Origin of the sequence: Catenulispora sp. GAS73, from assembly GCF_041262085.1 — a bacterium.
In the GTDB taxonomy this organism is placed as follows: Bacteria; Actinomycetota; Actinomycetes; order Streptomycetales; family Catenulisporaceae; genus Catenulispora.
Genome location: NZ_JBGCCM010000009.1, coordinates 152,686 through 171,537, shown reverse-complemented (window position 1 = coordinate 171,537; position 18,852 = coordinate 152,686). Strand labels below are relative to the sequence as shown.

Here is an 18,852-nt window from a genome sequence, read left to right as displayed (position 1 = left end):
GCGGGAGGTGGCAAATCCCCAGTTATCCTTGTCTGGATACTGTTAAATCAGTAACCTGAGGTGCGCCTCTGCGATCGGGAGCTAACGGCGCGTCACGAGATCGCATGGCACGTTCTGCCGAAAGGAGACCGAAGGTGCCTCGATTCGAGTTGAAGTCCGCAGCCGACCTCGCGGTGGGAGATTGGGCCCACGTCGACGGGGCCTGGGTGCGGGTCCTGGGATGCGTGACCGATGCGAGCGGGTGGACGCGGGTCACCCTCGACCGCTTTCCGCTGCCGGAGACGGTGGTGCACCGGACTGTCGAGATGCCGTGGTCGCGAACCCAGCCAGCGGGTTCGGCATGAGGCGGCCGGAGGACATCAGGGCCTTTCTGGCCGAGCACAGCGACGGCCGGGTGGTCGGCCGGGTGCCGGCGATGTTCGGCATCGCCGTGACCGCGGCGGAGGCGGAGTTCCAGCGGCGGCTGCTGTCCGCGGGGCACTCCAGCAGCTACCTCGCGGTGCTGGGGCTGGCGGCGACGTTGACCTTCGACGCCGGGGAGTTCTTCCCCGCCGCTGAGGAAGAGGCGCGCCGCGATCAGAGTGAATGGCACGGCTACCACCGGGGTCTGCAGACGGCTCTGGCCTGCCTGGTCATGCACGAGACCGGCAGCAACCCGCGCCAGGCCGCGCTGCAGGTCGCCGAGCACACCGAGACGCTGATCCGCTGCCGGTGGAACACCCGGCCGCCCAAAGGGGGTGGGTGAGCCGTGGACATCTGGCACAAGGAGTTCGCCGGCCGGCCCGAGTGCCTGGCCGAGGCCCGCCGCTTCACCTGTGCGGTGCTCGGCGACTGCGACGCGGCGCACACCGTGGCGCTGGTCGCGGACGAGTTGGCCGGCAACGCGATCAAGCACACGGCCAGCGGACGACCGGGAGGGGAGTTCGTCCTGCGGCTGACCCGGTTCGCCAACCGCTGCCTGGTGCGGGTCGACGACCAGGGCGGCCCCTCGACCCCCGCGTTGCGCGCTCCGGACGATGAGGCCGAATTCGGGCGCGGCCTCACCATCGTCGCCACCCTCTCGGACCGCTGGGGCGTCGACGGCGACGAGAACGCCCGCTCGGTGTGGGCCGAGATCCCCTTCGACGAGGCTCCGGCGATATCGGGGCCTGCGGGCCCCACCGCCGACCTCCCCCAACAGTTGAGAGCCAAACGAAAGGTCGGCATGACGACGGACGACTGGAAGCGTTGATGGGGCTGCACGTTGACGCCGGTGCGGAACGGGCCCTGAAGCGGATCATCCATGGTCTGCGAACCGCACGCTTAGAGGTCGGAATCTCCCAGAACGCGCTGGCGGTGGGCCTTCCGGTCCGGGGGAGAGCAGTATCCGAATGGGAGACCGGGGCGATAGAGCCGACCCTGGGGCACCTGATCCAATGGTCCCGCGAACTCGGCCGCCGGCTGGTGATCATCGGCCGGGACGGCGAAGTCCGCAACGGTCCGCAGCGCCAGCGCCCCGGCGAGGCATGGGAGTCCTTCGAAAGGCGGCGGCTGGCCGTCCCCTTACGGAACCGCCGCCTGGCACTGGGGATGGCCCAGGGACAGCTCGGCGAGCTGGTCGGCGTCAGCCGGGACTCGATCCAACGCTGGGAACTCGTCCGCGTGCCCCCGCGGCCGATCGCCCACGTCGTCTGGGCCCGACAGCTCGGCTACTCACTGGACCTCCGGCCCATCGCCGAGGGCGTCCCGCGTCTGCGCCGCCTTGGCCCCGGCCCCGGTGAGCCTGCTGACGATCACGACTTTTACGCTCGGCAGCGTGGGCGACAGAGCAAGTGAGGCCATCTGATGGCCGACGCGGCGTTCCTCTCGGGCGGTGGCGGCGCCGAAGACTCGGCGCCGCTGGACGCGGCCTTCGCTTCGGCGGTCGGCTACGGACATGGCGAACGCCCCGGAGCCACCATCCGGGGCGTTCGCGCTTCGGTGTCAGCTAGCTCATCTGTCCGCCTTCGAGCTTGCTGAGCATGGTCTTCACCTGGTTGATCGGGATCGAGAACCCGAGGCCGACGCTGCCGCCCTGGGAGCCGTAGGAGCTGGTCGGCGAGTAGATCGCCGAGTTGATGCCGATGACCTGGCCCTGGGAGTTGAGCAGCGGGCCGCCGCTGTTGCCGGGGTTCAGGCTGGCGTCGGTCTGGATCGCGTTGTAGGTGACCTGGCTGCCGCCGGAGAACCGGCTCGACGATTCGCTGCTCACCGTCACCTGGCGGTTCAGGGCGCTGACGATGCCGCTGGTCACCGTGCTCTGCAGGCCGTCGGGGGAGCCGATGGCGATCACCGTGTCGCCGACCTGGATGGTGTCGCTGTTGCCCAGGCTGGCCGCGGGCAGGCCGCTGACGTTCTGGGCCTTGATCACCGCCAGGTCGCTGCCGGTGTCGTAGCCGACGATGGTGCCCTGGGCGGTCTTGCCGTTGTTGAAGGTGATGGTGATCTGGCCGTTGCCGTTGGCCGCGTCGGAGATCACGTGGTTGTTGGTGAGGATCAGACCGTTGGAGCTCAGGATCACGCCGGAGCCGACGGACTTGCCCTGGTAGGAGTCAACCGCGACCTGCACGACCGTCGGCAGGGCGGCCTTGGCCACCTGGCCGACCGTGGTGCTCGGGGTGCCGGTCTGGTTGCTGACCGGGGTGTTCACGGTCGTGTTGTTCAGCGGGGTGCTCGACGAGGCGGTGTTCGAGGAGCTGTTGTGAGAGGTGATGCTCCCGGCGATTCCGCCGGCGGCGGCCGAGGCGGCGATGGTCCCGGCGACGATCAGCGCCAGGCCCATCCGGCGCTTGCGGCGCGGCGGCTGCGGCGGCTCCGGCGAGAACGCCGGTATCGCGGAGTAGCCAGGGCCTCCGGGGCCGCCCGGGTGGTCCGGGCCGCCGGGAACGGCGTAGCCCGGGGTCACCGAGGTGATCGGGGTGTACGGGGGCAGCGCGCCCGAAGAGGTCGACGTCGCGGACAGGTCCGAGGAGGCGGGGTGGGTGGAGGAGCCGGACGGGTCGGAAGAGGCCGACGAGGAAGCGTGGGCCGGACCGAGCACCGGCCCGGAAGACGGGTGGCCCCACGGCTGCGGGTTGCCGGTGGCGGGCTGCTCCGGCTGGTACGGGTCGTGCTCGAATCCGGTCATGGTGAACACGATGCGCCGGGACGATGAGAGTGCCTTGCCGAGAGCATGAGAATCGGTGAAGAAAGCCGTGAAGTAGACGGCCCGATTCCTAAGGAACAGCCGGGCCCTGTCTTCAGGAAACGAGTTGTCCGAGGTCACGGCCGCGCGCGATCATCATGCGATGGACCGCGATCCGCTCGGCGCCGCCCGGACTCTGGTGCGCGACCGTTATCCACAGGCTGTGTACGCCGTTCTGGCCGGCAGCGTCCTGACCGAGCACCGCACCGCGGGCTCGGATCTGGACATCGTCGTCGTGCTCCCTGTCGACGATCCACTCGCGCCGCGCCGCGAGTCGCTGGTCTTCGCCGGCTGGCCGGTCGAGCTGTTCGTGCACGACGAGCGGACCCTCGACTGGTGGCTCGCCAAGGAACGCCCCGAACGCAAGCCGACCCTGTACCGGATGGTCGGTTGCGGGACGCCGATCGTGGGTGATCCGGCCGAACGCCAAGCGGCCTGCCGCGCAGTCCTGGACGCCGGACCCGATCCGCTGGCACCGGCGCGGCTCGAAGCGGCCCGCTACGGCCTCACCGATCTGCTCGACGATCTCGTGCACGCTACCGATCCCGGCGAGCGTCAGGTCGTCGCCGCCGTGCTGTGGACCGACGCGGCGCACCTCGCCCTGGTCGCCGGAAACCGTTGGAACGGCACCGGGAAATGGCTGCTGCGCGAACTGCGCGCCCACGACCCGGAGCTCGCCGACCGCTGGCTGGCGGCGCAGCACGACCCGGCCGCGGTCGAGGCCTTCGCCCGCGACGTCCTGGACCGGCTCGGCGGACCGCTCTTCGACGGCTACCGGGCCGTGGCGCCGCGTCCGGAGGTCACGGCGCCTGGGAGATCGTGAGCGGGAACTCGGTCAGCGTGACCGAGGGCCCGGATGGGTTCGCGACGTCCGGCAGCTCCACCGGATCGACCATCAGGTAGACCGCGTCGCGGGGCGGGAAGGCGGTCAGATCCGTGTTCAGCAAAGGGAAAGCGGCCTTGGTGGCGAACGTCGCCACACGGGCTGTGCTGCATGGAGACGGTCAGATCCTGAGCCAGTGACTCGGCGGCGGGGTACTCTCGGCCGACGGCAGGGGCGACGAAGCTGCCGCTGGCGGGGCCCTTCTCGGAGACGGTCACGGTGCCGAGTTCGGCGTCGTACCCTGTCAGCTGCTCGGCTTCCGTGCGGACGACGACGGTCGGCCGATCGCCGGCCACCCGGTCGCCGACGCGGACCTGCCCGGTGCCGAGCACCTCGAAGCGGCGCAGGATTCCGTTGCACTCCAACACCATGTCGCCGTCCTCGGTGAGGGCGACGGAGGTGCCGGAGGCGGGTAGCGCGCCGGTGCCCGCGGATCGTGCGGCGGCGTGCGCGGCGAAACCGTTGGCGGAGAACAAGAAGACTGAGCCGGTGACGGCCAGCGCGGGACGAAGTCTCATGGCCGGTCCTTTCGGGAGATTTGTCTCTTTGGTGGCTATTATCGTCTCTCACGCCACTGACAATCCCGGTCCCACGCCGTGCGACCTCGTCCTATCGCCCTCCGCCTCCCGGCGAAGACCCTTGGAGCGCAAGCGGATTCGGGAACGGCGGCCAGAACGGCAGCGGCCGTGGCCCGAGCGTTTCGGCGTACGCGTTCTCGGCCAGTGCGCGCATGAAGGCGGCGTGACTGGCCTGCTTCCGGAACCGTTCGGCCCGTGCGGGATCGAAGGGCACCCTGCCGGGCCAGCGGGCGGCGGGGACTTGAGGAGGCGAGGGAACCCCCTGGCATGACGGGTCGTCCTCGGCGTCCAGAGCCCGCGCCACCGACTCCAGGGCGTCGAGCATCCCGCCGGACATCACGGCGTCGATTCCGGTCGTCTGCACCGGATACGGGATCTCGGCCCACACCGCCCGCGCGCAGCCGTCGCCCAGCACGCCCCACTTCCGTGAGATCGCCGAGACCATCGCCAGCCCGCGCCCGGATTCACAGTCCCAGTCGGCGTCCTCGTCTATGCCTTCGACGTCTATGCCGTCGACCACCACGTGCGGTTCGGTCGGCGAGCCCTCGTCGTCGACCCGCACCTGCCAGCGGTCCGCGAAGGCCGCGAGGTGCACCACGAACTGCCCGCCGGGAGCGCCGCTGGCGGTGTGCACGATGGCGTTGCCGGCCAGTTCGGAGACGGCCAGGACCACCAGGTCCGCGCCCGGCGCGTCGCCGAGCACCATCTGCGTGAACTGGCGGACCTCGGCGAGGTTCTCGGCCAGCCCGGGGAAGGAACGAGACCAGTACGACAATGGGGGCCTCCCGGACGGTGGGGAGGGGGCGGTTCCACCCTCCCGTCAGCCAGGCTAGCCCCCAACGTGCCCTTTTTCAGGGCATTTCAAGGAAGTTCCCTTATTTGGATGATGATTCCTCATCCAGGTTTAGTGGGGGCAGCCGCGCGAGGTCCATCTCCACCCGATTGATGAGTCCGATCGCCTCTTCACCGTATACGGCCGACTCCTCGAAACGCCGGAACTGCGCCACGTGTGTCGACACCTTGTCAGGCTGCGCCATCAGCAGCTCGCCGGTGAACATCTCCACGGCGACCTCGCGGTCGTCGTACAGCGTGAAGGTGACCATCGGCAGCCCGCGCATCGCCGAGGTCCACGGCAGGATCCCGACCCGCACCCCGGGATGCACGGCCATCTGCCGCAGCCGGTCGAACTGCGCGGCCATCACCGTGAGCTCGCCGGGCCAGGTGCGCAGCACGCCCTCGGTGATCAGGAAGGTGAACTCGCGGCCGTCCTCGAACAGCACCGACTGCCGCTCGGTGTGGGTCATCGCGGCCTTGCCCACCTCGCGCTCGGACAGCCAGGGGGTGAGCCGGTTGGCGTCCCGGGCGTACTCGGCGGTCTGCAGCAGGCGCGGGATGATCGAGTTCGAGAACGTCGACACCGCCGAGCAGACCCGCTCGCGGTCGGCGATCTGGTTCAGCAGTGTCAGGCCCTTGCCGTAGCCGCGGTTGCTCGCGGCGTCGGCGGCGGCCTGGCCGAGCAGGTCGAACAGGCTCTCCTGCTCCTCGGCCGGCAGGTTCAGGGCGGTGACGATCCGGGCCAGCACGTCCCGGCTGGGGACCATCTTGCCGTGCTCGACCTTGGACACCGCCGAGGAGGTCACAGCCGCGGCGGCCGCCAGCTCGCCGCTGGACAGCGCGCGCTCCATCCGGAACTGCCGGATCCGGCCGCCCAGCTTGGCCGCGTATGGACTTCGCACCGCACTCATACCCATTGGTTCTACACCACTTGTGAGGAATCGGTGACCGATCCGGCAGGATCAGTAGCCGGCGGTCACCTGTATGGATTGTGTTGGACTGGGCCGACGACCCGACGTGCGCCTCGTCCCGGCGGTGACCGGCGGCCCGAGGCCCTCCGGCGCGGCTCGCGCCCCGCCGGCTCAGCCGGTTCCTGCCCCGGCCGGCGCCGGGATAGACGCCATCGGACGTCTGTCACTCGTAAGAAGCCCGGTGACGGTCTCCAAGTCGAAATCGGCGCCGGCCGCGTAGCCGTCCAGCACGGCGGCGTGCGCGGTGATCTCGTCGGCGCGGGAGAGCAGCAGTTCGCCGGTGAAGGTCTCGACGGCCACCGCGGCGTCGTCGTGCAGGGTGAATCCGTACAGCGGGAACACCTCGGACACCGCCGCCGAATCCGGCACGATCCCGATCCGCACGCCGGGCAGCGCTGAGAGCACGCGCAGCCGGTCGGCCTGCGTCGCCGCCAGCGTCGGCGGGCCCGGGCACAGCCGCAGGGCACTCTCGGTCAGCAGGAACTCGAAGCTGCGACCCTGTTCGAACAAGACGCCCTGGCGCTCCAGGTGCAGCGCCGAGGCCCGGCCGAGTTCGCGCTCGGACATCCAGGGCGTCAGGCGCGCGGCGTAGCGGGCGTAGTCGGCGGTCTGCAGCAACGGCGGGATCATCGACGTGGAGAAGGATCGCAGGACCGTGGTGTTGCGCTCGCGCTCGGCGATGGCGTCCAGCAGCGCCAGGCCGCGGCCGTGCCGGCGCCGGTCGGCGGCGTCGTCGACCGCGCGGGTGAGCAGGTCGCGCAGATCGGTGCGGTGCTCGTCCCCGAGGCCCAGGACGCCGAGCACCCGCTCCAGAACCTCTGTGGAGGGAAGCATCATGCCGCGCTCGATCTTCGACACCGAGGGTTGGGTGACACCGGCGCGGGCGGCGACTTCGAGTCCGGACAAGCCGAGGTCCAGTCGGTGCCGACGCAGGCGCCGACCGAGTTCTTCAGCTAATACGCTGCGTGCTGGGCTCATTCCCACAGTGTGGCCGCCACCGCGGAGGATCTGGGAGGGTTTCCGGGACTAATGCCGTGTCTATCACCCGGTCGAGCTACCATCATTCAATGTGATCTTGGATATCCGGCGTGGTTACCGCCGGACGGAGTGCTGACCCATAGACCTGTTCGGCCTTCACGCCGGTCCGATTCGCTGTAATTTGACGCTGGTGAGCGCCGCATGAGTCTGGCCGCCCTCGTCACCGCCTTCGCAGTGGTGTTCCTGGCCGAACTGCCGGACAAGACCGCCATCGCCTCCCTGATCCTGGGGACCAGATACCGCCCCTCGTGGGTCTTCGCCGGGGTGGCGGCGGCCTTCGTGGTGCACGTCAGCCTGGCCGTCGCGGCCGGCTCGCTGCTCTCGCTGATTCCGCGGCGCCCGCTGGAGGGCATCGTGGCCGCGTTGTTCCTGGCCGGCGCGGTGCTGATGCTGCGCAGCCACGGGCGCGAGTCCGGCGAGGAAGAGGCCGAGGAAGTCCCGGAGCTGGCGGCCGGCGCCGGGTTCGGCAAGGTGGCCGGGACCGCGTTCGGCGTGATCATGGTCGCCGAATTCGGGGACCTGACCCAGATCGTGACGGCGAACCTGGCCGCGAAGTACGCCGACCCGCTGGCCGTCGGCCTCGGGGCCACGCTCGGTCTGTGGGCGGTCGGGGGGCTGGCCATCGTCGGCGGCCGCGGGCTGCTCAAGGTGCTGCCACTGCACCTGATCGTCCGGCTGGCAGCGCTGGTGATGATCGTGCTGGCCGGCGTCAGCCTGTGGCAGGCGGTCGCCGGCTGAGCCGGTGAGGGTCGGGCGGCTGCGTTCTCAGGAGGCTGCGGCGGCCTTGTCGCGTGCCTCCAGGGCGTCGGCGAGCTGACGCAGGCCGCGCGCCAGATCCGCGCCGGTCGGCGTGCGCTCGGTGTCGGCGAAGCGCTGGATCAGCAGACCGGCCATCAGCGAGTACAGGACCGCGCCGGCTCCCATCTCCAGGTCCGGGGGAATCTCGTCCTCCGGGATCCCGAGGATGAGGTTGGTCAGGCCTTTGCGGGCTTCCGGGATCGCGTTCCGGAACATCTCGCGCGCCCCGGGGATGTGGTCGAGCTCGATGATCAGCTCGAAGCTGGCCATCCACAGCGACTGGTTCTGGTCGAACGTCGCGGAGACGTCGTCGAAGACCCGGGAGAAGCGCTCCTGGACCGACAGTTCCGGTCCGGCCTTGGCGAAGGCCTGCTCCAGGTGGTCGCCCCACTCCCCGATGGCCTGGAACATCGCCTCGTTCATCAGCGCGTCCTTGGACCCGAAGTGGTAGCCGATGGCGGCCAGGCTCACGCCCGAGGCCTGGGCGATGTCCCGGGCGGTGGTGCGGGAGTAGCCCTTCTCCAGCAGGCACTTCTTGGCCCCGGCGAGGAGATCGTCACGGTTGCTCATGGCACGAGTCTATCCGAGTCTTAGACGGATGTCTTGTACGGCAGTCTTGCACAAGCGTCCAAGACGGTTGTACGGTCCTCTCATGACGACGACGCAGAACGCTGAAACCGCTCCGGCTCCGCGGGCCGGCCGCAAGGAATGGATAGGACTGGCCGTGCTGGTCCTGCCGTGTCTGCTCATCTCGATGGACATGTCGGTGCTGCTGTTCGGCCTGCCGTTCATCAGCGCGGACCTCAAGCCGAGCGCGACCCAGCAGCTGTGGATCATGGATGCCTACGGCTTCGCCCTGGCCGGCCTGCTGATCACGATGGGCGCCGTCGGCGACCGGATCGGCCGGCGCCGGCTGCTGCTGACCGGCGCGGCGGCGTTCGGCGCGGCCTCGGTCCTCGCCGCCTACTCCGGCAGCGCGGAGCTGCTGATCGGCGCCCGGGCCCTGCTCGGAGTGGCCGGGGCGACGCTGATGCCCTCGACGATGGCCTTGATCCGCAACATGTTCCACGACCCCAAGCAGCGGCAGACCGCCGTCTCGGTGTGGACCGGCGGCCTGATCGGCGGCGTGACGCTGGGCCCGATCGTCGGCGGCGTGCTGCTGAACCACTTCTGGTGGGGTTCGGTGTTCCTGATCAACCTGCCGGCGATGGCGTTGTTGCTGGTCCTGGGCCCGCTGCTGCTGCCGGAGTACAAGGCCTCGGAGTCCGGCCACCGCTTCGACATCCTGGGTTCGGTGCTGTCGATGGCGGCGGTCTTCCCGGCGGTCTACGGCATCAAGCAGCTGGCCGTGGACGGCTTCAGTGTCACCGCCGCCGGGGCGCTGGCCTTCGGTGTCGCGCTGGCCATCGCTTTCGTGATCCGTCAGCACACTGCGAAGAGCCCGCTGATCGATATGGAGCTGTTCCGTAAGCCGAGCTTCCGCGCGCCGATATTGGTGAACCTGTGCGGCAACTTCGTCCTGATGGGCTTCAGCCTCTTCAACACCCAGTATCTGCAGTCGGTGGCCGGGATGCGGCCGTTCACCGCGGCGCTGTGGTCGATGGCCGCGATGCCTTTCATCAGCGTGGGCATGGGCGTCACCGGCGCCCTCACCGCCAAGGTCCGCCCGGGGCGGATCATCGGGGTCGCGTTCCTGGTCTCAGCGGCCGGCGCGCTGGTGCTGACGCTGGCGCAGCCGGGCAACCCGATCATCGTGCTGCTGATCGGCGCCGGTGTCGCAGCCGGCGGCGTGGTGGCGGCGCAGAGCATCGTCGGGAACATGGTGATGGCCGCGGCCCCGGCCGAGCGGGCCGGTTCGGCCTCGGCGCTGAACGAGACCGGTGCCGAACTCGGCAGCTCGCTGGGGATGGCGCTGCTGGGCAGCGTCGGCGCGGCGATCTACCACCACAAGATGCGGTCGGTCGGGGCCGCCGGGGTCCCGGACGCGGCGGTGCGGGCCGGCCACGAGACCATCGGCGGCGCCGACGCTGTCGCCGGGCAGTTCCCCGGCCCGGCCACCCACGCGCTGCTGACCACGGCGCGGGACGCCTACTCCTCGGGCCTGCACACCGCGGCCGCGGTCGGCTCGGTGGTCCTGGTGCTCACCGCGGTGTTCGCCCTGCGGGTCCTGCGCAACGAGCCGGTTCTGCCGGCGGCTCCTAAGAAGGAGAAGAAGGGGAAGCACGAGAAGCACGAGAAGAAGGCCCAGGCGGCGGGATCCGTTGAGCTCTCCCCTGACTACGCCGCAACCGTGTGAGTGCACCGTGTGAGTGCACAAAGACGTCCGCCGGTCTCCCGAGGGGGGAGACCGGCGGATTCTGTGTTTCTGTGTTTCTGCGTTTCCGAGGCGGGATCAGGCCTTGAGCGCGTCCGTGACGGCCTCGGCGACCGTGGTGGTCGGGCGGCCGATCAGGGTGCGGAGGGTGTCGGTGACGTCGGCCAGCGCGCCCTCGGCGATCTTCGAGTCGGCGTCGGCGAGGCCCTTGGACAGGAAGTCCGGCAGCCCGAAGCCGGCCAGCGTCTTGCGGTACTCCTCGGGGTCCAGGTTCACGGCCGCGACGTCCTTGCCGGCCTGGCGCGAGACCTCGGCGGCGATCTCGGCGTAGCTGTAGGCCTTGTCGCCGGTCAGCTCGTAGACCTCGCCCTCGTGGCCCTCGGTGGTGGCGACGACCGCGGCCGCGGCGGCGTAGTCGGCGCGCGAGGCGAACGCGGTCAGGCCGGAGCCGACCGAGCCGATGATCGCGCCGTGCTCGACGGCGTTCGGCAGGCTCGCGGTCAGGTTCTCCCAGTACCAGTTGTTCCGCAGGAACGTGTAGGGCAGGCCGGACTCCTTGATCGCGGCCTCGGTGTCCTTGTGGACCGAGGCGAAGGGGATCGGGTTGGTCTCGGCCTTGGGGATCGAGGTGTAGATCACGTGCCCGACGCCGGCCGCCCGGCCCGCCTGGATCGCGGTCAGGTGCTGGCTGAGGCGGTCCTCGTCGGAGCCGCTGGAGGAGATGAAGACCCACTTGTCGGCGCCGCGCAGGGCCTCGGTCAGACCCGGGACGTCGGCGTAGTCGCCGCGCACGACCTGCACGCCGCGGGCGGCGAGGTCCTGCGCCTTGTCCGGGGTGCGCACGACGGCGCGGATCTGCTCGGCGGGCACCCCGCGCTCCAGCAGGTCCTCGACGACGAGCCGGCCGAGATGGCCGCCGGCGGCGGTGATGGCGATGGTCATGAGGACTCCTCAGGGTGTGGCGGCGGCCCGGGGTGGGCGCTTTCTCGTGGTTAGTGCGATCCCCACAGTTGCACTAACTTTTGGAAAGTGCAACCCGAGGCACAGTGCTTCCGCTCGGAAAGCGCGTGAGGTACCGTGGATGGCATGAGTACGCGCGCCGCGACAGCCGATCCGGAAGAGCGCGCCCTCGACCTGGCCTACGACGTCCTGCAGGCGCGCTGTCCGTCGCGCCACGCGCTGGAGCACGTGACCGGCCGCTGGGGCACGCTGATCATGATGGCCCTGCGGGACGGCCCGGTCCGGTTCAACGAGCTGCGCCGCCGGGTCGACGGGGTCAGCGAGAAGATGCTGTCGCAGGGGCTGCAGGCCCTGGAGCGGGACGGTTTCGTGGCCCGCGAGGTGCAGTCGACGATGCCGCCGAAGGTCGAGTACCGGCTGACGCCGCTCGGCTCGGACACCGCGAACCTGCTGAAGGACCTGGTGACGTTCCTGGAGGCCCGGATGCCGGACGTCGAGGCCGCGCAGGTGCGCTACGACGAGGCCGCCTCCGCATAATCGCGCGTGATGATCCACACTGGGGCGCATGACCCGACACGTGGAATTCCAGCGCCTGCACAACTTCCGCGACCTCGGCGGCTATCCGACCGCCGACGGCCGTGCGACGAAGTGGGGCGTGCTGTACCGGTCGGACAACCTCCGGAAGCTGAGCGAGTCCGCCGATGTGGAGCGCTTCCTCGCGTTGGACGTCACCACGGTCGTGGACCTGCGGTACCCGTGGGAGATCGAGCAGTCCGGCCGGGTGCCGGATTTCCCGGGGCTGCGCTACGTCAACGTGAGCATCGAGCACCAGCCGTACGACCAGGGTGCGTTGGGCGACGACTTCGATCCCTGGCGCTTCCTCGCGGATCGCTATATGGAAGTCGCGCAGGACGGCGCCAAGGAGATCCGCGGAGTCCTGGAGGTCATCGCCGATCCCGAATCCGGGACCACTGTCTTCCACTGCGCTTCCGGCAAGGACCGGACCGGCATCATCGCCATGCTCGTCCTCAGTCTCATCGGAGTGTCTGAGGAGAACGTCCTGGACGACTTCGCCCTGACGGAGCTGGCGACGGAGCGGTTGATCGCGGACTGGAGGGCGTTCTATCCGGGCCGCGAACTCACATGGTCCGCCTATGCGCGCGCTCCTAAGGAACCGATGGAGCTGTTCATCGCTGATCTGAAGTCCCGCTACGGCTCTGTAGAGGGTTACGCAGAACAGGAACTCGGTGTCGACGACGGCCTGATCGCCGCGCTGAAGGCGAAGCTAGTCGACGTCGAGGGCTAGCTCGATCGACATCGGGACGAAGCCGTAGCGCTGATAGAAGCGGATCGCGGCGCTGTTCGCCGTATACGCGGAGACGTGGAGGCGCGCGGCTCCGCGGTCCCGTCCCCAGGCGATGAAGTCCTCGACCAAGCGACCGCCGATCCCTTGTCCTCTATAGGGAGTTGCGACATGTGTGCTGACCAGTTCGGCGCGCGCCGCAGTCCACATAGAGGACGCCGGGCTGAACGTGCCGATCAGGTGCCCGACTACTTTGCTCTCTTCTATAGCGACCAGAACCAGGGCGTCCGGAGCGGCGATGAGTCCGGCGCACCAGGTGCGGTTGTTGTCCCGCGGCCAATCCGGGTCGCGCAGCCGGTCCCGCGTGAGGCCGTCCTCGGCGAACAGGTCGGCGCTGTCGTGGGTGAGGCCGTCCAGATCGTCCAGAGTCGCCGGGCGGATCTCGATGTCGGTCATGTCCGGGTGATACCCGTCAGCTGCTCTCCACGACCATCCGGACGGCCAGGCCGAGCATGACGGTTCCGGAGATCTGTTCCATGCGCCGGCGTACCTTGCGGCGGCTGAAGAACGTGCGGAGCCGCTGGACGCACCACACATAGAGCGAGTAGTAGAAGACCTCGTACACGGCCCAGGCGGCGGCCAACAGGACCATGGTCATGAGCTTCGGGGCGTGCGCCGGGACGAACTGCGGCAGGAACGACATCGCGAAGATCGCGGCCTTCGGGTTGGCCAGGTTCGTCAGGAGTCCGGCGCGGTAGGACCACAGCGGTCCCCGGGTCCGGGCGTGGCCGTCGGTCTCGTCGGGTTCCTCGGCGCCCTCCTCCCCCTTCATCCGGCGGGCGGAGCGGAAGGACTGGACGGCGAACCACACCAGGACGCAGGCGCCGACGACGCGCATCCCGTCATAGGCGATCTGGGAGGCCGCCAGCAGCGCGGTGAAGCCGAAGGCGGCGGTGCATCCCCAAACGAAGACCCCGCTCTCGTTGCCGAGGACGGTCGCGATCCCGGCGCGCTTCCCGCCCCGGATCGACTGCCGGATGATCAGCGCCGTGCTCTGTCCGGGAACCGCGGCGACCGCCGTGCAGGCGATGAGGAAGGGCAGCAGGGTTGCCAGCATCTGTTCATCGTCGGCATGCGCGGTGGCGGCGGCAACCGGATTTCGTCCTATGCCGCTGCATAGACGTACCCCGCGATGCAACCTGATCTGGTGACTCCGTGGTTTGTGCTGCGGAAGGGGGTACCGGATGCGGTCCGAGGACGAAGACGAGTTCCGTCGCTTCACGGCTGCGCGCTGGCCGGGCCTGGTGCGGACGGCGTACCTGCTCACCGGGGACCTCGGGCACGCCGAGGATCTCGCGCAGACCACCTTGATCAAGGCGTACCGGTCCTGGCACCGGGTGCGCGGGGTCGATGACGTCGACGCCTATGTGCGCAAGATCCTGATCAACGCCAACCGGAGCCGGTTCCGGGCGAAGCGGCCGGTCGAGCTCAGCGTCGCCACGCTGCCGGAGCCCCAGGCGCCGCCGGATGCCGGCAGCGGGGTCGAGGAGCGGGACGTGCTCTTCGCGGCGCTCGCCGGGTTGCCGCCTCGCCAGCGCGCGATCGTCGTCCTGCGGTACTGGGAGGACTTGGGGGAGGGCGAGGTGGCCGCACTGCTCGGCTGCTCCGTCGGCACCGTCAAGAGCCAGGCTTCGCGGGCGCTGGCGAAGCTGCGGACCGACGCGGGGCTGGCGGGGCTGAGCCCGTTTCGCGACCCGGCGGCGGCGATGAAGGGAGTACGGGCATGACAGAGGACTCGTGGGAGAACGGCCTGCGGGAGGTCATGACCGGCACCGCGGTGGCCGCACGGGTCGCGGCGCCGCCGACCGACGTGATCCTCCGCAAGGGACGGTCCTCGCTCCGGTGGCGGAACGGGCTGACGGGATCCGGGGTCCTCGGGGTCGTCGCCGCGGCGGTGCTGGTGGGCACGTCGCTGGGAGTCGGATCCGCCCGCGGCCCCGCGCAGCCCGCGGTGGCGGCGGACGCGGTGGTCACGATGGGTCCGGCGTCGGCGAAGACCAAGGTGGTGCTGTACGAGGACTACCGCTGCCCGGTGTGCAAGGACCTCGAAGCGGGTCTGGGTTCGGTGCTCCAGCAGGACGCCGCCGCCGGGAAGATCCAGATCGAGTACCGCCCGACAGACCTGATCGACAGGAACGACACGGTCCGCGGCACCGGATCCGTGGCGGCGGGCAACGCCGTGCTGTGCGCCGCCGAGCACGGCGACTTCTACGCCTACCGCGATGCGGTGTACGCCCACCAGCCTTTGGGAGCCGCTGACGCCTCCCAGTCGCCGGCACAGCTCATCGACATCGCCCGCGTCGTTCCCGGTCTGGACACGCTGGCCTTCGAGAAGTGCGTGGACGATCAGCCCTATGCGGCGGGGATCAAGCACAACTTCGACACCGCTATCAATACGGTGCATTGCCCAGGCGTGCCGTGCTTCGAAGCCGCCGGAAAGCAGTGGAGTGGGCCGCTGGTGCCAGGACAGGATCTCGCAGCGACGGTCAATACCTGGTTGTCGCAGATCATCGCGTCGGACTAGTTTGACGGCCCGTGAGCTCTGACCCGAAGGCGATCATCGAGTCCGGATACGACGCCATGGCCGAGGAGTACTTGTCCGCGTTCGGCGAAGCCGTGCCCGACGATCCAAGGGTCCGCTTCGTCGGCGAACTGGGGAGCCACCTTGCCGACGGCGCCCGCGTCCTCGAACTCGGATGCGGCGCCGGCGTCACGGCCACGGTCCTGCTGGCTCAACGTTTTGACGTACTCGGCGTGGACATCTCGGCCGGCCAACTGGCGCTCGCCGCGCGGCGGGTGCCGCGGGCCGCCTTCCAGAAGGCCGACATGACACAGCTGGAGCTGCCCGAGGCCTCGTTCGACGCCGTCACGGCCTTCTACAGCTTCAACCACATCCCCCGCGCCGAGCAGCAGCCGCTCCTGGCCCGGATCGGCCGGTGGCTCCGGCCCGGCGGCCTCCTGCTGGCCTCCTTCGGCCGCGGCGGCTCGGCCGACGACGTCGAGCCCTGGCTCGGCGTCCCCATGTTCTTCGCCAGCCACGACCCCGCGACGAACACCCGCCATCTCGCCGCGGCCGGCTTCGTCCCGCTCGTCGACGAGCTGGTGAGTATGGAGACGGCCCTGGGGCGCGAGACGTGGCAGTGGGTGCTGGCACGCAGTGGGGCGCTAGGGACTCGATCGTAAGTGCTAACCCTGAGGCGCCCGGTTCGATCACCCGTTCGCCGGTGTTCGGCCGGACGGGTGGAATATGTGATTTCGATCGCGCCGGAAACGCTGTTCGGAAAAACAGAAGAGGCCCGATTCCCTGGTGATCGTCACCGGAACCGAGCCTGACTTCCGAACTCACAAGTGCGCGAGGGGGGAGTTGAACCCCCACGCCCTACTCGGCAAACGGGCAACGGATCACCAGGTGAACGAGTCCCTGACCAGCATAGACCCGCTGGTTGGGGACTCTTCGTTTGTACGCGAGAGGACATGAAAAGACACGCGGTTGCATGCCGGTTGCATGGCTGCATGACGCGCGGTCGGCCGACGCGCGCCAAGGTAGTCAGGAAGGTGACTGCCGATCTATGCGACAACGTGACTTGCCGTTGACCGGCCGTGTAGCCGTCCCTAGCCTCGCCAATAGTGATCAGCTCATCACCAGCGAGGGAGACACGCTGTGAAGCTCACGCGCATCAGTGGCGGGGACTGCAACCCTGAGCAAGACGACGACTGCAAGTCTGGCGACTGCCCAACTGTGTTCGTCACGGACCGGGGTACTGTTGCCGTTCAGGGCTACGTGGTGGACCGCGCGACGCCAGATGGAGAGGGGATTGTGGAGATCCCCCGAGAGATCTTGTTGGAGGCTGCCCGTGCTCTTGGCCGGTGATGAGTGGGCTCGGTACTTCACGAGCTTCACGCGGTCCGCGTTCCGGCTGGAGACGCTACCCGTGTACACGATGCCCGACGAGGAAGAAGAGTTCCGGGGATTCCTTGCAGGAGAGCTACCGCCTGAGGGCTATCACTACGGGTGGCTTGACACCGTTGCCACAGCGGCGGCCGAGGGCCGGCCAGTTCAGCGCGTCCGCGTTCTGCGACGGCCGCTGAGTGACTACATCCGGTATGAGTTCGCCTACGGGTACGACTACAACGTTCCCGCTGGCGAAGACATCCGTATTGCCGACATCACGGACCACGATCCCGATTTTCCGTGCGAAGACTGGTGGCTTTTCGATGAGACCACCGTGGTTCGGATGCTGTACCGGCCGGACGGGACACAGATCGGTCGGGAGCTTGTAGAAGACCCCGACTTGGACCAGTACATCAAGTGGCGTGACCTGGCGCTTGCCGCGTCGGTTCCCTATGGGGAGTACCCGCACTGATTGAGCCTGAGGGGCAAGAACAACAGCGGGCCGACCTCGCCGCCGCTCTCAAGGAGCTGCGGCGGGTCTCCGGCCTGTCCGGGGAACGTCTTGCCGTGCGAACGGGGATGAGCCAAACCAAGATCAGCCGTATCGAGACCGGACGGGCGTTGCCCTCGGTCTTCGACGTGCAGGCTATTCTCCGAGCCCTCGAAGTGCCCAAGGTCCAAGCCGATGAGCTGATGGAACTCACCCGGCTGGCGAACACCGAGTATCGAGACTTCCGCACTGAGCGCCGTACTGGGCTTCTCCAGCTGCAACGCGAGTTTGAGGCGCTTGAGCGCGACGCCCGCGAGATCCGCCACTTCCTTCCCACCATGCTTACAGGGCTGTTGCAGACACCCGAATACGCCAGAGCTACGGACATCGCGGCTCAACCCAAGGCACTTGCGAAACGCCTCGCTCGGCAAGCCGTGCTCTATGAACGGTCCAAGTCGTTCACGTTCCTCCTCACCGAAGCGGCCGTGAGATGGCCGCTCTTGCCCTTTGACGCCATGGCCGTGCAGGTGGACCGCCTGATCTCCGTTGCGCTCTTACCGAGCGTGCGACTCGGTGTGACGCCGTTCCGGACACCGCTGCCCGTGTCCCCGCTCAACGTCTTCACGATCTATGACGAGGTGCTAGCGACAGCGGAAACGCTTGGCGGGATGATCATTATGCGTGACCCCCGAGACGTGGCCATTCACCTTGAAGAGTTTCGGGAGTTCGAGCGATTCACGCTCTGGGGTACCGATGCAACCGACCTCTTAGCGTCGCTCGCGGCGGAGTTCCGCGCCCGCGCCTGAGCAATCTATGCGAGTACGTGACTCGCCCTATCCGGCCTTCTACCTGCGTCGTTATGGTCTAAAAGATCTGAGACACGCAGAGGGGAACAGGCCGTGACGACGAAAAGCCACGCAATCACCGCCGTGAAGCCGATGACCGGTCCGGCGGAGCCCGGACGCTACTTCGTCGCCAACCAACGGCGCGTGCCGGTGGCCATGCTCAAGCCCGGCCAGTGGGTGCACCTGGACCCCGACTCGGCTTGGCATGAGGTGACCAAGGTGGGACGGCCCTATGACGCTCCGGTGCCGGGGACGGCCGCCAAACAGTGGCGCAAGTTCGTCACATTGGAGTTCGCCAACATCCTGGATCAGACGTTCCTGGCCAGCTCGAAGCTGTGGACGCGCAACGACGAGGAAGGCAACTAGGAGAAGCCGGAGACAGGCATGTCGGTTCCGAGTAGTCAGACCAAGATGGCCCCGGCGCTCGTCCCCGAGGGCGCGTTCATCTTCCGCGATTACGTCGGTTGGGTCCAGGTCGAACGGGTCGAAGAGTGCGGGCCGTTCGTGAAGATCTTCAACATGGGCCACGCGGAGCCGATCCAGCTCCTCAACACCGAGGACGTAGACGTGTGCCTACCGCTGTGACTCCGAGACTCCCGCCGATTCCGTACCGGTCGACGGGCTACCTGAGCCGGCCAACCCCTGTAATGCGCCCCCAGGAGAGAAACCGTGAAGACCGTTGGC

At 68.5% G+C, this 18,852-nt stretch carries 26 protein-coding genes; 17 read left to right on the top strand and 9 right to left on the bottom strand.

Annotation, left to right across the window (positions count from 1 at the left end; all coding sequences use genetic code 11):
• Positions 1 to 134 precede the first annotated feature (134 nt).
• From ABH935_RS15990 to ABH935_RS15975, 4 genes are read left to right on the top strand one after another with little or no spacing between them, the layout of a single operon-like run.
• Positions 135 to 344, top strand: coding sequence for a hypothetical protein (locus ABH935_RS15990; protein ID WP_370378666.1), 210 nt, complete (start codon positions 135 to 137; stop codon positions 342 to 344).
• On the top strand, positions 341 to 745 hold the full coding sequence (locus ABH935_RS15985; RefSeq protein WP_370378665.1) for a hypothetical protein: 405 nt from the start codon (positions 341 to 343) through the stop codon (positions 743 to 745). Before ABH935_RS15990 ends, ABH935_RS15985 begins: the two co-directional genes overlap by 4 nt.
• A gap of 3 nt (positions 746 to 748) precedes the next feature.
• Complete coding sequence (locus tag ABH935_RS15980; protein ID WP_370378664.1) at positions 749 to 1,231, top strand: ATP-binding protein; 483 nt, start codon at positions 749 to 751, stop codon at positions 1,229 to 1,231.
• Complete coding sequence (locus tag ABH935_RS15975; protein ID WP_370378663.1) at positions 1,231 to 1,815, top strand: helix-turn-helix domain-containing protein; 585 nt, start codon at positions 1,231 to 1,233, stop codon at positions 1,813 to 1,815. Before ABH935_RS15980 ends, ABH935_RS15975 begins: the two co-directional genes overlap by 1 nt.
• A 151-nt stretch (positions 1,816 to 1,966) precedes the next feature.
• Here the strand turns inward: ABH935_RS15975 and ABH935_RS15970 are convergent, their stop codons facing one another.
• On the bottom strand, positions 1,967 to 3,145 hold the full coding sequence (locus ABH935_RS15970; RefSeq protein ID WP_370378662.1) for a S1C family serine protease: 1,179 nt from the start codon (positions 3,143 to 3,145) through the stop codon (positions 1,967 to 1,969).
• A gap of 160 nt (positions 3,146 to 3,305) precedes the next feature.
• Here ABH935_RS15970 and ABH935_RS15965 point away from each other — a divergent pair, with 160 nt between their 5' ends.
• Entirely contained in the window at positions 3,306 to 4,025 is a 720-nt protein-coding gene (locus tag ABH935_RS15965) for a nucleotidyltransferase domain-containing protein (RefSeq protein WP_370378661.1), read from the top strand.
• Here the strand turns inward: ABH935_RS15965 and ABH935_RS15960 are convergent.
• The 4 genes from ABH935_RS15960 to ABH935_RS15945 form a co-directional block, all read right to left on the bottom strand.
• Positions 4,003 to 4,182: a hypothetical protein gene (locus ABH935_RS15960; protein WP_370378660.1), complete on the bottom strand. Its 180-nt coding sequence runs from the start codon at positions 4,180 to 4,182 to the stop codon at positions 4,003 to 4,005. The genes ABH935_RS15965 and ABH935_RS15960 overlap by 23 nt on opposite strands.
• Positions 4,183 to 4,694: 512 nt before the next feature.
• Positions 4,695 to 5,438: an ATP-binding protein gene (locus ABH935_RS15955; RefSeq protein WP_370378659.1), complete on the bottom strand. Its 744-nt coding sequence runs from the start codon at positions 5,436 to 5,438 to the stop codon at positions 4,695 to 4,697.
• Positions 5,439 to 5,538: 100 nt separating this feature from the next.
• Positions 5,539 to 6,408, bottom strand: a complete 870-nt coding sequence (locus ABH935_RS15950) for a Scr1 family TA system antitoxin-like transcriptional regulator (protein WP_370378658.1) — start codon at positions 6,406 to 6,408, stop codon at positions 5,539 to 5,541.
• A 171-nt stretch (positions 6,409 to 6,579) separates the two neighbouring features.
• A complete protein-coding gene (locus tag ABH935_RS15945; RefSeq protein ID WP_370378657.1) occupies positions 6,580 to 7,446 on the bottom strand; it encodes a helix-turn-helix domain-containing protein in 867 nt (288 codons plus the stop codon).
• 201 nt (positions 7,447 to 7,647) lie between these two features.
• Here ABH935_RS15945 and ABH935_RS15940 point away from each other — a divergent pair, with 201 nt between their 5' ends.
• Positions 7,648 to 8,244 (top strand): TMEM165/GDT1 family protein, encoded by a 597-nt coding sequence (locus tag ABH935_RS15940; RefSeq protein ID WP_370378656.1) that lies wholly within the window; start codon positions 7,648 to 7,650, stop codon positions 8,242 to 8,244.
• 27 nt (positions 8,245 to 8,271) lie between these two features.
• On the opposite strand, the gene ABH935_RS15935 is transcribed toward ABH935_RS15940, so the two are convergent.
• Positions 8,272 to 8,874 carry a TetR/AcrR family transcriptional regulator gene (locus ABH935_RS15935; protein WP_370378655.1) on the bottom strand — a complete coding sequence of 201 codons (603 nt, stop codon included), beginning with the start codon at positions 8,872 to 8,874 and terminating at the stop codon, positions 8,272 to 8,274.
• Positions 8,875 to 8,956: 82 nt separating this feature from the next.
• Between ABH935_RS15935 and ABH935_RS15930 the strand changes: the two genes are divergently transcribed.
• On the top strand, positions 8,957 to 10,600 hold the full coding sequence (locus ABH935_RS15930; protein WP_370378654.1) for an MFS transporter: 1,644 nt from the start codon (positions 8,957 to 8,959) through the stop codon (positions 10,598 to 10,600).
• Positions 10,601 to 10,696: 96 nt separating this feature from the next.
• On the opposite strand, the gene ABH935_RS15925 is transcribed toward ABH935_RS15930, so the two are convergent.
• Positions 10,697 to 11,560 carry an SDR family oxidoreductase gene (locus ABH935_RS15925; protein ID WP_370378653.1) on the bottom strand — a complete coding sequence of 288 codons (864 nt, stop codon included), beginning with the start codon at positions 11,558 to 11,560 and terminating at the stop codon, positions 10,697 to 10,699.
• Positions 11,561 to 11,704: 144 nt separating this feature from the next.
• Between ABH935_RS15925 and ABH935_RS15920 the strand changes: the two genes are divergently transcribed.
• Positions 11,705 to 12,115 carry a winged helix-turn-helix transcriptional regulator gene (locus ABH935_RS15920; protein WP_370378652.1) on the top strand — a complete coding sequence of 137 codons (411 nt, stop codon included), beginning with the start codon at positions 11,705 to 11,707 and terminating at the stop codon, positions 12,113 to 12,115.
• A 28-nt stretch (positions 12,116 to 12,143) separates the two neighbouring features.
• Complete coding sequence (locus tag ABH935_RS15915) at positions 12,144 to 12,884, top strand: tyrosine-protein phosphatase (protein ID WP_370378651.1); 741 nt, start codon at positions 12,144 to 12,146, stop codon at positions 12,882 to 12,884.
• On the opposite strand, the gene ABH935_RS15910 is transcribed toward ABH935_RS15915, so the two are convergent.
• Positions 12,864 to 13,337, bottom strand: a complete 474-nt coding sequence (locus ABH935_RS15910) for an N-acetyltransferase family protein (RefSeq protein ID WP_370378650.1) — start codon at positions 13,335 to 13,337, stop codon at positions 12,864 to 12,866. The genes ABH935_RS15915 and ABH935_RS15910 overlap by 21 nt on opposite strands.
• A gap of 16 nt (positions 13,338 to 13,353) precedes the next feature.
• Complete coding sequence (locus ABH935_RS15905) at positions 13,354 to 13,998, bottom strand: LysE family translocator (RefSeq protein ID WP_370378649.1); 645 nt, start codon at positions 13,996 to 13,998, stop codon at positions 13,354 to 13,356.
• Between the two features lie 127 nt (positions 13,999 to 14,125).
• Here ABH935_RS15905 and ABH935_RS15900 point away from each other — a divergent pair, with 127 nt between their 5' ends.
• From ABH935_RS15900 to ABH935_RS15865, 8 genes are all read left to right on the top strand, one after another.
• Positions 14,126 to 14,668: a SigE family RNA polymerase sigma factor gene (locus tag ABH935_RS15900; protein WP_370378648.1), complete on the top strand. Its 543-nt coding sequence runs from the start codon at positions 14,126 to 14,128 to the stop codon at positions 14,666 to 14,668.
• On the top strand, positions 14,665 to 15,465 hold the full coding sequence (locus tag ABH935_RS15895; RefSeq protein ID WP_370378647.1) for a DsbA family protein: 801 nt from the start codon (positions 14,665 to 14,667) through the stop codon (positions 15,463 to 15,465). Before ABH935_RS15900 ends, ABH935_RS15895 begins: the two co-directional genes overlap by 4 nt.
• A gap of 11 nt (positions 15,466 to 15,476) precedes the next feature.
• Positions 15,477 to 16,124, top strand: coding sequence for a class I SAM-dependent methyltransferase (locus ABH935_RS15890; RefSeq protein WP_370378646.1), 648 nt, complete (start codon positions 15,477 to 15,479; stop codon positions 16,122 to 16,124).
• A gap of 478 nt (positions 16,125 to 16,602) precedes the next feature.
• Positions 16,603 to 16,812: a hypothetical protein gene (locus ABH935_RS15885; protein ID WP_370378645.1), complete on the top strand. Its 210-nt coding sequence runs from the start codon at positions 16,603 to 16,605 to the stop codon at positions 16,810 to 16,812.
• Positions 16,796 to 17,305 (top strand): DUF6879 family protein, encoded by a 510-nt coding sequence (locus ABH935_RS15880; protein ID WP_370378644.1) that lies wholly within the window; start codon positions 16,796 to 16,798, stop codon positions 17,303 to 17,305. The genes ABH935_RS15885 and ABH935_RS15880 overlap by 17 nt, the downstream gene beginning before the upstream one ends.
• On the top strand, positions 17,302 to 18,129 hold the full coding sequence (locus ABH935_RS15875) for a helix-turn-helix domain-containing protein (RefSeq protein ID WP_370378792.1): 828 nt from the start codon (positions 17,302 to 17,304) through the stop codon (positions 18,127 to 18,129). Before ABH935_RS15880 ends, ABH935_RS15875 begins: the two co-directional genes overlap by 4 nt.
• Before the next feature lie 93 nt (positions 18,130 to 18,222).
• A complete protein-coding gene (locus ABH935_RS15870; RefSeq protein WP_370378643.1) occupies positions 18,223 to 18,534 on the top strand; it encodes a hypothetical protein in 312 nt (103 codons plus the stop codon).
• A gap of 18 nt (positions 18,535 to 18,552) precedes the next feature.
• Positions 18,553 to 18,753: a hypothetical protein gene (locus tag ABH935_RS15865; protein WP_370378642.1), complete on the top strand. Its 201-nt coding sequence runs from the start codon at positions 18,553 to 18,555 to the stop codon at positions 18,751 to 18,753.
• The last annotated feature ends 99 nt before the right edge of the window (positions 18,754 to 18,852 follow it).